The sequence below is a fragment of the Pseudonocardia yuanmonensis genome, from assembly GCF_039542425.1.
GTDB classification, from domain to species: Bacteria; Actinomycetota; Actinomycetes; order Mycobacteriales; family Pseudonocardiaceae; genus Pseudonocardia; species Pseudonocardia yuanmonensis.
The window spans coordinates 40,406-53,521 of sequence record NZ_BAABIC010000015.1; the positions used below are offsets into that span (position 1 = coordinate 40,406).

Genomic DNA, 13,116 nt, shown 5'->3' on the forward strand with positions numbered 1-13,116 from the left:
GAGCCGGGGGAGGAGCCGACGTGGCCAGCTGGACCGATCTGGTGTCCTACGTGCGGGTGCGGTACGAGGTGATGCGCTCGACCGACACCGAGCTGTGGTTCAACCTGCCGACCACCGAGGAGCGCACCCAGCTGGTGGTCGTCCGGAGCGTGACGGGCGAGGACGACCACCCGTGGGCGCAGATCGCCTCGCCCGTCGGCAAGCTCGGCGACCTCGACCTGACCGCCCTGCTGGAGAAGGCGGGCGAGTCGGTCGTCGGCGGTGTGGCGGCACAGGAGGGCGTGATCGTGTTCCGGCACTCCATCCCGCTCCACGAGGGCGAGCTGACGGCCTTCGACCGGCCGTTCCGGCTCGTCGTGCAGGTGGCGGACCAGCTCGAGGAGCTGCTCACCGGGCGGGACGAGAACTGAGCCGGCCGGGTCAGCCCACGGGCAGCGGTTCGAGCGCCTGCTCGACGACGGTGCGCAGCCGGGCCAGGAGCTGATCGGCCTCGGCCCCGGTCAGCGCGCCGCTCGCCACGCCGGCCCGGATCTCCTCGGCCACGGCCCGCGCGAAGCGGGTGGACCACTCGAGCCGCTGCTGCCCGTCCGTCGTCGGCACAGTGTGCTCCGTGTCACTGGTCACCCCTGATCCGGGGGTCACTGCTGTCACACGAGTAACCGCGTGCTCTCCCGCCGCATCGAGGTGAACGGCCGGTGCCGCGGAGGGGTCGCGCGCCCGACGTCGTGGTGACGGAGCGTGCTCAGCGCCCGGACAGCAGGCCGGGGACGGAGGAGACCGAGCGCAGCTCGCTGAGGGTCGGGTACCCCCGGGCGAGCAGGGCGACGTCCGTGCCCTCGGGGGCGACCTCGTCCGGCGCGGACACCGTCGTTCGCAGCGTGCCCGGCGCGCCGTCGACCCCCGACTCGTGCTCCACCCGCACCTGCACCGCGCCGAAGTCCGCCAGCTCCGCCTCGCGCAGCGGCCCGATCTCCGACGACGGCCGGTCCGGCACGTTGAGCGAGAGCACGGTCCCGCGCGGGCGGGCGAGCAGCACCTCGAGCACCTCCGGCAGGAGCTCCACGACGGACTCCCAGTGCGCGCCGTCGCGACCGTGCAGCCCGCAGTCCAGCGAGGTCGCGAGCCCCGACCAGCCCTTGAGGGCGCCGGTGAGCACGGCCCCGACCGTCCCCGAGTGGATCACCGCGTGCCCGACGTTGGCGCCGACGTTGATGCCCGACAGCACGATGTCCGGCCGCGGGTCGAACCAGCCGTCGCCGGCGGCGTGCACGATGAACGCCGGGTGCGCCTCGACGGAGAACGCCGGGACCTCCTCGAGCCCGGGCAGCACCTGCGGGTGCACCTTGACCCGGCGGTCCTCGGCGACGGCGTAGACGGACGCGCCGACCCCGGTCGAGTCGACGTGCGGGGCGGCGACGGTCACGTCGAATCCCGCCGCCAACGCGCCGCGGGCGAGGGCGTGGAGCCCGGGGGAGGCGATGCCGTCGTCGTTCGTGATCAGGGCGCGCACGTCGTCGACCGTAATTCAGGCACTAGTTGAGGTGCGCGAGGAGGGACCGCGCGGTGCGGCGCAGCCGGTCCGTCCGCTCCGGCGGGTGGGTGCCGCCCGCCAGGTAGGCGGTGATCAACCGGGCCCCCTCGTCCCAGCGGGCCTGCGCGCCCAGGACCTCGCCGAGCTCCACGAGCCGGTCCTCGTCCGGCCGCACCGCCAGCCGCATCCGCAGCACCCACTCGCGGTCCGCCGGCCCGCCGCGGGTGCGGTACACCGCACGCAGGTTCTCCAGCATCCGCACCAGGATGTCCCGGGTCGACGCGCGGGGCAGCAGGTCCGGGCCGAAGGGCGCGGCCGATCCGGTCACCGCCCGGAACCGCTCCTCGCAGCCGGCGCGGTCCAGCCGGCGGCCGCCGTCGAACACGTCGAGGTACTGCTCGGTGTCGGCCACCCGCACGAGGAAGTGCCCCGGCATCCCGACGCCCTCCAGCCGGATCCTGGCCCGGCGCGCCACCTCGATCGCGACCACGGACAGCGTGATGGGGATACCGGTGCGGCGGGTGAGCACCTGCGGCAGCAGGGAGTTGCGCGGGTCGCCGTAGTCCGTGCTGTTGCCGGTGAAGCCCTCCTCCACGAAGAGCCGCCGCACGAGCGCGGGCACGGAGTCGACGCCCTCGGCCAGCCGGTCCAGCTCCGCGAGCCAGGGCGCGGGGTCGAGCCCGGGGTCCGCCCCGGCCGCCAGCGCCAGGGCCGCCTCGTCGAGGGGCGGCTCGGGCCCGGCCACGAGTGCGACGAAGCGGGCCACCGGCCCGTCCTGCGCCACGGCTCAGCCCGCCTCGGCCAGCAGCCGGACCGTGGTGCCGGACGTGTCGCTCCACACCTGCAGGACGTCCGTGAGCTCGGAGGCGAGCCACAGCCCGCGCCCGCGCGCGCCCGAAGCGGGCGGTGCCACGATCCCCGGGAACGGCACCGTCATGCGGCCGACGTCGTGCACCTCGGCCAGCAGCCCGCCGCGGGTCCACAGGCGCAGCCGGCCGCGGCCCGGGCCGTGCTCGACGCTGTTGGTGGCGATCTCGTTGACCGCGAGGACGAGGTCCGCGGTGCGCTCGGGGTCGAGCCCGGCGACGGGTGCGGTCTCGGCCACCAGCCGCCGGACGGCCGGCAGCCCGTCGAGCGTGACGGCCAGCTCGGCCGCCGGCGGGCCGAGGTCGGGCGGGGGCGGCGGCGGGTACTCGGCGACGAGCTCGGTCGGGTCGCGCTGGGGGCCCGTCGGCAGGCTCTCCCCGCCGATCCGCAGCGCGGGGTGCGAGGACCGGAGGAGGAGGTCGAGGTCGGCGTCGTCCCGGCAGGGGCAGAGCATGGTCACCGGCAGGGTTGCGAGCGCCACGTTGAGGGCCGCGTCGAGCCGGATCCAGTACGCGAGGTCGACGCCGGGCAGGTCCATGTGCTGGGCGATGACGGTGGTGCGGACCTCGGGGTGGGGGGTGCGGCGGGCCAGCTGCGCCCAGCGGGTGGCGACGGTGAACGCCGGCACCCTGTGCACCTCGGCCGGGTCCCGCCACTCGATGTCCGCGGCGGCGGGGCCGAGGAGGGACTCGAGCGCGACCCGGTTCGCCTCGTCGAGCACGGCGACCACCCGGCCGCCGTCCCGGAGCGTCTCACCGACGGGCGCGTGCAGCTCGCGGGCCAGGAGGGCCGGCTCGCGGTAGGGGACGCCCTCGTGGACCATGCCGTCGGGCCGCTGCCGGGCCGCGCCCTGGACCGTCCGCTGGTCCATGCCCTGCCCCACCCCCGGTCGAACGGTTCGGGGGCAGAGTAGTGCGCAGCAGCCGGGCACGCCGAACGGAGCACACGCGTGCGCGGAGCGTGTGCATGATGCGGCTACCGGATGCGCCAGAGGGCTGCCGCCGCGCTGCCGACGATCAGCAGCAGGCCGGCGGCCAGCCACATCGCCGGCGTGCGGGGCAGGGTCGTCAGCGCCGCCGCCGGCACGGGCGGGCCCGCGGCCGGGGCGACGGTGAACAGGAAGGTGCCGCTGCGGAAGCCCTCGCGGGTGCCGTCGGTCACCCGCCAGTCCACCGTGTAGCTGCCCGGCGCGAGCCCGCCGGCCAGCCTCACGGTCGCGGTGCCCGCGCGCAGCACCGGGTCGCCGACGTCCCGGCGCACGCCCGCCGCGTCCGTCACGAGGACGAGGACCTCGGCGCCGGGTCCGGTCGCCCCGACCTCCACGCTCACCCGGTCCGGCGCGGTGGCGAGGGTGGCCCCGGGCGCGGGGTTCGACGGCGTGTCCGCCCCGGCCGCGGCGCCCGCGGGGAACACGAGGCCCGCGGCCAGCGCCGCGACCCCGATCACCGTCCGCCAGGTCCGCACGCGGGAACGGTAGGGAATGGACGAGAGCCCGGTATTTCGGCCACGTAACCGATGGTCGCCGGATCGGGCGGAATGCTCCGGGCCCCGCGTGACTCGAAAGCGGGCCGGTCTTGGCCCGGACGGGTGGGTGATGCGACCTGCCGGACGGAGGCGCTGGTGGGGAGCGCGCCGCCGCGCCCGGGTCGCGCCGCACGATCGGGTGCGGATCCGTTCCCGAACGGTCACGGAATGCGGTCGGTCGTTCTTTTCCGTCGATTCCGGAGAAAATCCTCGGCGCCGCGCCGTCGTTGTCCGCCCGGAGTGCGATCGGCCCGTCGCCCGGCGGGGAAGGCGATCCGTACGGGTGGCGAGGAGGTGGCCGGAGTGACGGCCGAGCTCACCGATCCCGCGCGCTCGCCCGATCCCGGCGCGTCCGCGGTGCACCTGCTCGACGTGGCCTCCGCCTCCGCCCTGATCCGGCGCCCGGGAGTGGCGGACCTGCCCGCCGCCGTCGGCTGGGGGGTGCTGGTGCTGCCGGTGTTCGGTGCCGATCCCGAGCTCAGCGTCGAGTTCACCGACCGCCGGGAGCCGGGCACCGCGGAGTGCGGGAACGCCGACGGGGACGCCGCTCCCCGGGACGCCGGTGTCGTCCACCCCGGCGCCGTGGACGACGACACGCTCGTGGACGACGCTCCGGCCGGGCCCCGCTGGCTCGCCTGCGCCGACCTGCGCCGGGTGCGGCACGACGTCGTGGCCGTCCGCGGGCTGCTACGCGCCGGCCCCGCGCTGGCCGCCCCCGCCGAGCCGGCGCCGCCCCCGGAGGGTGCGGCGCACCGGGTGCAGGGCGTGTTCCGGATGCGGCCACTGCCCGGCCGGAGGATCGAGATCCGGTTGGCCGCGGCCCTCGCCCCGGCCGGCGGCGTGGAGCCCGGTGCGGGTGCGCCGGCGCGTCTCGAGCTGCGCGGCACGTTCGCGCGCTGAGGCCTGCCGCGCCGGTCGTGGGGTCGGCCACGGACGCCTTCCGCGACCTCTCCGATGTGGCAGGGTTGCGGCCGTAACCAGGCAGGTACGGCACGCACTTCACGAGGTGGTTCGATGCGCGTCTTCAACGGTGTGGACGAGATCCGCGAGGCCAAGGGCACCCGGCTCGGGGAGTCCGACTGGGTCACGGTCGAGCAGCGGCACATCGACCAGTTCGCCGAGGCCACGGGCGACCACCAGTGGATCCACGTCGATGCGGCCAAGGCCGCGGACGGCCCGTTCGGCAAGACCATCGCGCACGGCTTCCTCAGCCTGTCGCTGCTGCCGGTGCTGGTGAAGGACGTCTACTCGATCGAGGGCGTCCGGATGGGCATCAACTACGGCCTGAACAAGGTGCGGTTCACCGCGCCGGTGCCCGTGGACAGCAAGGTCCGCGGGGTCGTCGAGCTCGTCGACGTCGAGGACACCAAGGACGGCGCCGTCCAGCTGACCACCAAGGTCACGGTGGAGCTGGAGGGCTCTGAGCGGCCCGCGGTCGTCGCCGAGTGGCTGACCCGCCAGTACGTCTGAGCAGGGCGGCCGGGAGAGGAGGGACATCATGCGCGACGCGGTGATCTGCGAGCCGCTGCGGACCCCGGTCGGGGGTTTCGGCGGGTCGCTGCGGGACGTGCCGGTGAAGACGCTGGCGTCGACCGTGATCGCGGCGCTGATGGAGCGCACGGGCCTGCCGCCGGAGTCGGTCGACGACGTGCTGCTGGGCAACTGCTACCCGACGATGGACTCGCCGGCGCTCGGCCGGGTGGCCGCGCTCGACGCGGGGCTGCCGGTCACGGCGTCGGGCCTGCAGATCGACCGGCGCTGCGGGTCGGGCCTGCAGGCGGTGCTCTACGCCGCGATGCAGGTGCAGACCGGTGCGTCGGAGGTCGTGCTGGCCGGTGGCGCGGAGTCGATGTCGAACGCGTCGTTCTACTCCACCGCGATGCGGTGGGGCGCCAAGGGCGGGCCGGGCGTGATGCTGCACGACTCGCTGGCTCGCGGCCGGGTGACGGCCGGCGGGGACAACTACCCGGTGCCGGGCGGGATGATCGAGACCGCGGAGAACCTGCGCAAGGAGTACTCGATCCCGCGCGAGGAGCAGGACGAGTTCGCGGTGCGCAGCCACCAGCGGGCGGCGGCGGCGCAGGCCGAGGGCCGGTTCGCCGACGAGATCGTCCCGGTCACGGTGAAGGGCCGCAAGGGCGACACCGTGGTCGAGGCCGACGAGCACATCCGGCCGGACTCGAGCGTGGAGACGCTGGCGAAGCTGCGCCCGATCATGGGCAAGCAGGACGCCGAGGCCACCGTCACGGCGGGCAACGCGTCGGGGCAGAACGACGGCGCGGCGATCTGCATCGTCACCAGCCCGGAGAAGGCCGCCGAGCTGGGCCTGCGCCCGCTGGTGAAGCTGGTGTCCTGGGGCGTGGGCGGCGTGCAGCCGAAGACCATGGGCATCGGCCCGGTCCCGGCCGTCGCCAAGGCCCTGGACCAGGCCGAGGTGGCGCTCAAGGACGTCGACCTGATCGAGCTGAACGAGGCGTTCGCCGCCCAGGTGCTGGCCTGCACCCGCGAGTGGGGCTTCACCCCGGGCGACTTCGACCGGATGAACGTCAACGGGTCGGGCATCTCGCTGGGCCACCCGGTCGGCGCGACCGGCGGCCGGATCCTGGCCACCCTGGCCCGGGAGATGGTGCGGCGGGACGCCCGCTTCGGCCTGGAGACGATGTGCATCGGCGGCGGGCAGGGCCTCGCCGCGCTGTTCGAGCGCGTCTGAGACGCCGGTGGGTCTCGACCGCCGCGAGTCGGACGAGGCGGACGAGCTGGGCACCCAGCTCGTCCGCCTCATCCGGCTGGTCGACCGTGCCCAGGCGCAGCACCAGGCGGCGAACCCCGCGGCCGTCGACCGCGCGGCATACCTGCTGCTGGTGCACCTGGTCAAGGACGGGCCGCGGCGGACGGGTGCGCTCGCGGAGGCGGTGCACTCGGACCCCTCGACGGTGAGCCGGCAGGTCGCGCAGCTCGTGCGGCTGGGTTACGTGGCGCGCACCCCCGACCCGGAGGACGGGCGCGCCTTCCTCGTCGCCGCGACGGACGAGGGGAAACGGGTGTTCGCGGAGAACCGGCGGCTCCGCAACGAGCGGATCGCCGCGATCATGGCCGACTGGACCCCGGAGGAGCGGAGCACCCTCACCCGGCTGCTCGGCCGCTTCACGACCGGCATGGAGGAGCAGTGGTCGCGGCCCTGAGGCCGCGACCTCCCGCTTCCCCCGCGGCGCCGACCGGCACCGATCCGTGCCGCTCGGTGCCGGCTCGGTGCCCGATCAGTGCTCGGCGGACTCGCCCTCGGCCGCCTCGGCCTCGGCGGCCTGGCGCGCCCGCTCCCACGAGGCCTTGATCTCGCGCTCGGCGTCGGCGCGGCCGACCCACGAGGCACCCTCGACGCTCTTGCCCGGCTCGAGGGTCTTGTAGATCTCGAAGAAGTGCTGGATCTCCGCCCGGTCGAACTCGGGCAGGTGGTGGATGTCGCGCAGGTGCTCCTGGCGCGGGTCGTCGGCCGGGACGCAGAGGACCTTGTCGTCGCCGCCCTTCTCGTCCTTCATCCGGAACATGCCGATCGCGCGGGACCGGATGAGGCAGCCCGGGAAGGTCGGCTCCTGCACGAGGACCAGCGCGTCGAGCGGGTCCCCGTCCTCGCCGAGGGTGTCCTCGATGAAGCCGTAGTCCGCCGGGTACTGGGTGGCGGTGAACAGCGTCCGGTCGAGGCGGAGCCGGCCGGACTTGTGGTCCACCTCGTACTTGTTCCGGCCGCCCTTGGGGATCTCGATGAGAACGTCGAAGTCCACGGGATGCTCCTTGTGCTCGGTCGTGCTTCAGGTCGTGACTCGTGCGAGCCGCGGCGGTCGTCGGCGCGGCGCCTACCTCTAGTGTGGGGGACCGCGTCGGGCCGGTCGTGACCGGCCGGGACCGGGAGCGGTCGCGGCGCCGGACGGTGTCGGCGGTCGGAGGGAGCGGTGGGCAGGTGGGACTCGGCCGCCGGATCGGCGACACCCTGAGGCTGCCGACGAAGCCGGGGCGCATCGTCCTGGTGGTCCTCGTCGTCCTCGCGCTCGCCGCCGGAGCGGGCGGTGCGGTGGCCGTCCAGGCCCCGAACGTGCTGTCCGACCTGGGACTCGTCAGCGCCGCACGGTCCGAGGAGGACCTCCCCGCCCCGGTCCCGGAGCTCGCCGGGCTGCGGGCGGACGCGCCCGTGCCGAGCTCCGCCGGCCTCGCCTCCGTGCTGGACCCGTTGGCCGCGTCGAGCGCCCTCGGCGAGTTCGCCGGCGTCGTCGTCGACCCGGCCGCGCAGCCCGCCGGCGGGTCCGCGCCCGCCCCGCTGTGGCAGCAATCACCGGAGGAGCCTCTCGTTCCGGGCAGTACCGGCAAACTGCTCACGGCCGCGGCCACCCTGCTGACCCTCGACCCGACCGACCGGCTCGTCACCCGCGCCGTCGCGGGCGCCGAGCCCGGGCAGGTCGTGCTCGTCGGCGGCGGCGACCCCACGCTCACCGCGCTGCCCGAGGGTCGCACCGGCACCTACCCCGAGCCCGCCCGGCTGGACGACCTCGTCGCCGCCGTGCAGAAGGCGATGGCCGGGCGGCAGGTCACCTCGGTCGTGATCGACACGAGCGCGTGGACCGGACCGGTGCTGGCCCCCGGCTGGGACCCGGCGGACATCCCGGCCGGCAACGTCACGCCGATCGTGCCGCTGATGCTCGACGGCGGCCGGCTCGACCCGTCGCTGCAGGACGGGCCGCGCACCACCACCCCGGCGGTCGACGCGGGCGAGACCTTCGCACAGAAGCTGGGCGTGCCGTCGTCGAAGGTCACCGAGGGCACGGCCCCGGCGAACGCGAAACCGCTCGGCCAGGTCTACTCCGCCCCCGTGTCGTCGCTGGTCGAGCACCTGATGACGACCTCGGACAACGTGCTCGCCGAGAGCCTCGCCCGGGACGTCGCGCTGAGCCGCAAGGGCGACCCCTCCTTCGCCGGCGCCTCGGAGCAGGTGCTGGCCGCGCTGGCGCAGGCCGGCTTCGACGTCACCGGAGCACGGATGGTCGACGGCAGCGGGCTCTCGACCGAGGACCGTGTCCCGCCGCGGCTGCTGGGGGCGCTGCTGGCCGCGGCCGCCGCGCCGACGAGCCCCGGTGAGGGCACCGAGTTCCTGCGCCCGATCGTCTCCGGGCTGCCGGTCGCGGGCGGCGACGGCACGCTCGACGACCGCTTCGCCACCGGCACCGCGTCCGCGGGCCGGGGGGTGGTGCGGGCCAAGACCGGCACCCTCACCGGGGTGAGCGCGCTGGCCGGGGTGGTCACGGACGTCGACGGCCGGCTGCTCGTCTTCGCGCTGATGTCCAACGGCCAGTCCCCGGCCACCGTGCGGCCGCGGCTGGACACCATCGCGGCCACCCTGAGCCGCTGCGGCTGCCGCTGAGCCGCCGGTTCGCGGCAGCGGTCCGGCGCGGTCGCCGAGCCGCTGCGGTCGCCGTCGGGTGCCGCGTAGCGTGGCAGAGGTGAACGCGCCCACCGGACCCGCCGCCGGTCCCGACACGTCGGCCGCCGACCCCGACACCGTCTCCGGCCTCCCCGTGAACTGGGGTCTGGCCCGGCGCACCGCCGCGCGGCTGGTCCCGGCCGGGCCCCCGGTCAGCACCGCCGTCGCCACCGAGCTGGTCGAGCGGCTGCGCAAGGACGCGGCCGTGGCGGAGGGGCACGTCCGCGCGGTGACCGGGCTCGGCGAGGGCCTGCCGCTGCTGCCCGCGGACGTCGTCGACCGGCCGGCATGGGCCGCCGCGGCCGTCGACGGGATGGCCGAGCTCACCGCCGGTGCCCGGCTGCCGCGCACCGCCCGCGCCGCCCGGGCGGTCACCGCGACCACCTCCGGCCTGCAGATCGGCGGGGTGCTCGCGTTCGTCGGGGCCCGCGTGCTGGGCCAGTACGACCCCTTCGGCGGGCCGGCGAAGGACGGGCGGCTGCTCCTCGTCGCGCCCAACGTCTACGCCGCGCAGCAGGCCCTCGACGTCCCGTCCGAGGACTTCGGGCTGTGGGTCTGCCTGCACGAGGCCACCCATCGGCTGCAGTTCACCGCCGTCCCCTGGCTGCGCGAGCACTTCGCCGCCGAGGTCGGCCGGTTCCTGTCGATCAGCACGGGCAACGGCTCCGCGATGCTCGAGCGGCTGCCGGAGGCGGTGCGGGCGTTCAAGGAGGCCAAGGGGGACTCGCTGGCGCTCGTCGAGCTCCTGCAGGGCCCGGAGCAGCGGGCGGTGCTGGACCGGCTCATCGCGCTCACGACCCTGTTGGAGGGGCACGCGGACCACGTCATGGACGCGGCCGGCCCCGAGGTCGTCCCCACCGTCGAGACCATCCGGGCGCGGTTCACCGTGCGCCGCCGCGGCGGCGGGATCATCGACCGGGTGCTGCGCGCGCTGCTCGGCGTGGAGGCGAAGGTCAAGCAGTACGCCGTGGGCTCCGCCTTCACCAAGCACGTGATCGGCGAGGCGGGCATGGCGGGGTTCAACAAGGTCTGGAACTCGCCGAACACGCTGCCCACCCGGGCCGAGCTCGCGGCGCCGGACCAGTGGCTCACCCGCGTGGCGTGACCTCCGGGCCCGACGAGGCCCTCGCGGAGGTGCGGCGGGCCGTGCGGGGTGCGCTCGGGCGGCTGCCCCCCGAGGTGCGGGAGGCACCGCTCGTCGTCGGGTGCTCCGGCGGGGCCGACTCGCTGGCCCTGCTGGCGGCCGCGCACACCGAGCGGCCCGGCGGCGTCGTCGCCGCGATCGTCGACCACGGCCTGCAGGAGGGCTCCGCCGAGCGTTCCCGTGTCCTCGCCGCCGACCTACGCGCGCGGGGGATCGACACCCGGGTGCACCCGGTGACCGTCGAGGGCCCCGGCGGCACCGAGGCCGCCGCCCGCCGCGCCCGCTACGCGGCCCTCGCCGCCGCCCGCCCGCATCCCTGCTCCCCGGTCCTGCTCGGCCACACCCTCGACGACCAGGCCGAGACCGTGCTGCTCGGGCTCGGCCGCGGCTCCGGGGCGCGCTCGCTGGCCGGAATGCGCGAGTGGGACGAGCCCTGGCTGCGCCCGCTGCTCGGCCTGCGCCGCGCCCTCGTCCGGGAGGCCTGCGCCGGTGGGCCGGTGCCCTGGGAGGACCCGCACAACGGGGATCCGCGGTTCGTCCGCGCGCGGCTGCGGGCCGAGGTCCTCCCGCTGCTCGACGACGTGCTGTCCGGCGGCGTCGCCGAGGCCCTCGCCCGCACGGCCGCGCAGCTCCGCGAGGACGACGAGGCGCTCGCCGCGTGGGCGGTCCGCGTGCATGACGAGGCGCGGACCGGGAACGCCCTGCGGGTCGACGTCCTGCGCGGGGCCCCCGCCGCCGTGCGCCGCCGCGTGCTGCGCGAGTGGCTCCTGGAATGCGGGGCGACCGCGGTCACGGACGCCCACCTGCGTGCCGCCGACGCCCTCGTCGGTGCGTGGCGCGGGCAGGGCGGGCCGCGGCTGCCCGGCGGGTTGGACGTCGTCCGCGAGCATGACAGGCTCGTACCCGCACGGCCGGGCTGAGTTCGGTCCGCGCCCGCAGAACGACCGCCGAGCGAGAGGGCCCCACCCCGTGTACGACGAGGACATCGCGTCCGTCCTGGTCACCGAGCAGCAGATCGGCGAGAAGACCGCCGAGCTCGCCGAGCAGATCGGCAAGGACTACGCCGACCTCTGCGGTCCCGGCGGCCGCGACTCCGACCTCCTGCTCGTCGGCGTCCTCAAGGGCGCCGTGATGTTCATGACCGACTTCGCCCGGGCCATGCCGCTGCCGGTGCAGCTGGAGTTCATGGCGGTCAGCTCCTACGGCTCGTCGACCTCGTCCTCGGGCGTGGTGCGGATCCTCAAGGACCTCGACCGCGACATCGCCGGCCGGCACGTGCTGATTGTCGAGGACATCATCGACTCCGGGCTCACGCTGTCGTGGCTGCTGAAGAACCTGGAGTCGCGGCAGCCCGCCTCGCTCGAGGTCGTCACGCTGCTGCGCAAGCCGGACGCGGTGAAGGTCGAGGTGCCCGTGAAGTACGTGGGCTTCGACATCCCCAACGAGTTCGTCGTCGGCTACGGGCTGGACTACGGCGAGCGCTACCGGGACCTGCCCTACATCGGCACGCTCGACCCGTCCGTCTACGCCTGACCCGGGGCGCGGGGCGCGGCGTCAGGAGGCCGCGCCCACCGGCGGCCCGGCCGGCGGGGCGAGGTCCTCCGTCGGCACCCCGGGCGGGGTCGGCGTGAAGGGCGCCGTGCCGTCGACCAGCGAGAGGTCGCCGAGCTCGCCGTGGGTGTCGGCGTAGGCCAGCATCCGGGACAGGTCCGAGACGCCGTTGCTGACCGGCAGCGGCGCCAGGTTCAGCGTCGACAGCAGGCCGATCGCGCGACCGGAGGAGTCGAGGAACCCGCTGCCCGAGTCGCCGGGCACGCCCGGGCTGACCGTGTAGACGGTGTGCCCCCAGCCGTCGCCGACGTCGCCCGCGCTCACGCCCGCCTTCGGGCTCAGCGCGCTCACGCCGCCGCGGACCGGCGAGTTGCCGTAGCTGAAGGCCTGGGCGCCCTCCGGCAGCCCGGCGGTCGACACGCCCGTGGGACCGCCGAACCACGGCACGCTCGGGTTGGTCGCGGCGACGGCCTCCGGTGGCAGCTCGACCAGCGCGAAGTCGTTGTAGGCGCAGGTGTTCGGGTCGGTCTCGCCGCGGCGCTGCATGGTGACCCAGGAGCTGTAGGCCATCGTCCCGGTCACGGTGAAGCCGCGCTCGCCGCGGACGGTCACCGCGGTGCCGACGGGCATCGTGGCCGAGGTGCACCCGTCCGTCTCGGTGGACTGGCCGGTGCCCGCGCAGTGCGCGGCCTGTCCGAGGTAGACCGTGCCGTTCCCGCCGCGGAAGACGAAGTTGCTGGTGCAGGTGCCGCCGCCCTGCGTGGTGGTGCCCACCCCGGGGTGCACCGCGGCGGCCTCCCGGGAGGCCCAGGCCGGGGCCGGCGCGGCCGCGGGAGCACTCGGGGCCGGGCGCGCGCTCGCCGTCGACGGCAGGAGCACGGCCGCCGCGGCCACCCCGGCCACCGCGGCGGCCACCGCCGTCCGCCGGGCCCACGAGCCCGGGCCCCGACCGGCACCGCCCGACCGCACACGCATCCGCACAACCCCCTGCATTCCCGACCCGTCGTGACGTCCGCCCGCCACGATTCGGCC

Annotated in this window: 16 protein-coding genes; 9 read left to right on the plus strand and 7 right to left on the minus strand. The window is 75.5% G+C overall.

What is annotated here, in order from left to right; genetic code table 11:
• Positions 1 to 20 precede the first annotated feature (20 nt).
• The gene (locus tag ABD990_RS21440; RefSeq protein WP_345382483.1) at positions 21 to 410 is read left to right on the plus strand and encodes a hypothetical protein; all 390 of its coding nucleotides are present in this window, start codon (positions 21 to 23) and stop codon (positions 408 to 410) included.
• Positions 411 to 420: 10 nt separating this feature from the next.
• On the opposite strand, the gene ABD990_RS21445 is transcribed toward ABD990_RS21440, so the two are convergent.
• The 5 genes from ABD990_RS21445 to ABD990_RS21465 form a co-directional block, all read right to left on the minus strand.
• Positions 421 to 624, minus strand: a complete 204-nt coding sequence (locus ABD990_RS21445) for a hypothetical protein (RefSeq protein ID WP_345382485.1) — start codon at positions 622 to 624, stop codon at positions 421 to 423.
• A 118-nt stretch (positions 625 to 742) separates the two neighbouring features.
• Positions 743 to 1,510 carry a 5'/3'-nucleotidase SurE gene (gene surE, locus ABD990_RS21450; RefSeq protein WP_345382487.1) on the minus strand — a complete coding sequence of 256 codons (768 nt, stop codon included), beginning with the start codon at positions 1,508 to 1,510 and terminating at the stop codon, positions 743 to 745.
• Between the two features lie 22 nt (positions 1,511 to 1,532).
• The gene (locus ABD990_RS21455) at positions 1,533 to 2,297 is read right to left on the minus strand and encodes a transglutaminase family protein (protein ID WP_345382489.1); all 765 of its coding nucleotides are present in this window, start codon (positions 2,295 to 2,297) and stop codon (positions 1,533 to 1,535) included.
• Between the two features lie 21 nt (positions 2,298 to 2,318).
• On the minus strand, positions 2,319 to 3,269 hold the full coding sequence (locus ABD990_RS21460) for an ATP-binding protein (RefSeq protein ID WP_345382491.1): 951 nt from the start codon (positions 3,267 to 3,269) through the stop codon (positions 2,319 to 2,321).
• Between the two features lie 104 nt (positions 3,270 to 3,373).
• Entirely contained in the window at positions 3,374 to 3,862 is a 489-nt protein-coding gene (locus tag ABD990_RS21465) for a copper resistance CopC family protein (protein ID WP_345382493.1), read from the minus strand.
• Positions 3,863 to 4,225: 363 nt separating this feature from the next.
• Between ABD990_RS21465 and ABD990_RS21470 the strand changes: the two genes are divergently transcribed.
• From ABD990_RS21470 to ABD990_RS21485, 4 genes are all read left to right on the plus strand, one after another.
• On the plus strand, positions 4,226 to 4,822 hold the full coding sequence (locus tag ABD990_RS21470; RefSeq protein ID WP_345382495.1) for a hypothetical protein: 597 nt from the start codon (positions 4,226 to 4,228) through the stop codon (positions 4,820 to 4,822).
• Positions 4,823 to 4,936: 114 nt separating this feature from the next.
• A complete protein-coding gene (locus tag ABD990_RS21475) occupies positions 4,937 to 5,392 on the plus strand; it encodes a MaoC family dehydratase (protein ID WP_345382497.1) in 456 nt (151 codons plus the stop codon).
• Between the two features lie 28 nt (positions 5,393 to 5,420).
• Entirely contained in the window at positions 5,421 to 6,632 is a 1,212-nt protein-coding gene (locus ABD990_RS21480; protein ID WP_345382499.1) for an acetyl-CoA C-acetyltransferase, read from the plus strand.
• A 7-nt stretch (positions 6,633 to 6,639) separates the two neighbouring features.
• Positions 6,640 to 7,104, plus strand: coding sequence for a MarR family winged helix-turn-helix transcriptional regulator (locus tag ABD990_RS21485; RefSeq protein ID WP_345382501.1), 465 nt, complete (start codon positions 6,640 to 6,642; stop codon positions 7,102 to 7,104).
• 75 nt (positions 7,105 to 7,179) lie between these two features.
• Here the strand turns inward: ABD990_RS21485 and ABD990_RS21490 are convergent, their stop codons facing one another.
• Positions 7,180 to 7,701, minus strand: a complete 522-nt coding sequence (locus ABD990_RS21490) for an inorganic diphosphatase (RefSeq protein ID WP_345382503.1) — start codon at positions 7,699 to 7,701, stop codon at positions 7,180 to 7,182.
• A 176-nt stretch (positions 7,702 to 7,877) separates the two neighbouring features.
• Between ABD990_RS21490 and dacB the strand changes: the two genes are divergently transcribed.
• From dacB to hpt, 4 genes are all read left to right on the plus strand, one after another.
• Entirely contained in the window at positions 7,878 to 9,329 is a 1,452-nt protein-coding gene (gene dacB, locus ABD990_RS21495) for a D-alanyl-D-alanine carboxypeptidase/D-alanyl-D-alanine endopeptidase (protein ID WP_345382505.1), read from the plus strand.
• A gap of 154 nt (positions 9,330 to 9,483) precedes the next feature.
• Positions 9,484 to 10,494, plus strand: coding sequence for a zinc-dependent metalloprotease (locus ABD990_RS21500; protein WP_345382645.1), 1,011 nt, complete (start codon positions 9,484 to 9,486; stop codon positions 10,492 to 10,494).
• Positions 10,491 to 11,453 (plus strand): tRNA lysidine(34) synthetase TilS, encoded by a 963-nt coding sequence (tilS, locus tag ABD990_RS21505; protein ID WP_345382507.1) that lies wholly within the window; start codon positions 10,491 to 10,493, stop codon positions 11,451 to 11,453. Before ABD990_RS21500 ends, tilS begins: the two co-directional genes overlap by 4 nt.
• A 49-nt stretch (positions 11,454 to 11,502) precedes the next feature.
• Positions 11,503 to 12,066 carry a hypoxanthine phosphoribosyltransferase gene (hpt, locus tag ABD990_RS21510; protein ID WP_345382509.1) on the plus strand — a complete coding sequence of 188 codons (564 nt, stop codon included), beginning with the start codon at positions 11,503 to 11,505 and terminating at the stop codon, positions 12,064 to 12,066.
• Positions 12,067 to 12,087: 21 nt separating this feature from the next.
• Here the strand turns inward: hpt and ABD990_RS21515 are convergent, their stop codons facing one another.
• Positions 12,088 to 13,059 (minus strand): serine protease, encoded by a 972-nt coding sequence (locus tag ABD990_RS21515; RefSeq protein WP_345382511.1) that lies wholly within the window; start codon positions 13,057 to 13,059, stop codon positions 12,088 to 12,090.
• Positions 13,060 to 13,116 lie beyond the last annotated feature (57 nt).

Excerpts from the sequence above, each read along its gene's own strand:
- ABD990_RS21460 (WP_345382491.1), bottom strand. The coding sequence starts at position 3,269 with ATGGACCAGCGGACGGTCCAGGGCGCGGCCCGGCAGCGGCCCGACGGC.
- ABD990_RS21475 (WP_345382497.1), top strand. The coding sequence starts at position 4,937 with ATGCGCGTCTTCAACGGTGTGGACGAGATCCGCGAGGCCAAGGGCACC.
- ABD990_RS21480 (WP_345382499.1), top strand. The coding sequence starts at position 5,421 with ATGCGCGACGCGGTGATCTGCGAGCCGCTGCGGACCCCGGTCGGGGGT.
- ABD990_RS21515 (WP_345382511.1), bottom strand. The coding sequence starts at position 13,059 with ATGCGTGTGCGGTCGGGCGGTGCCGGTCGGGGCCCGGGCTCGTGGGCC.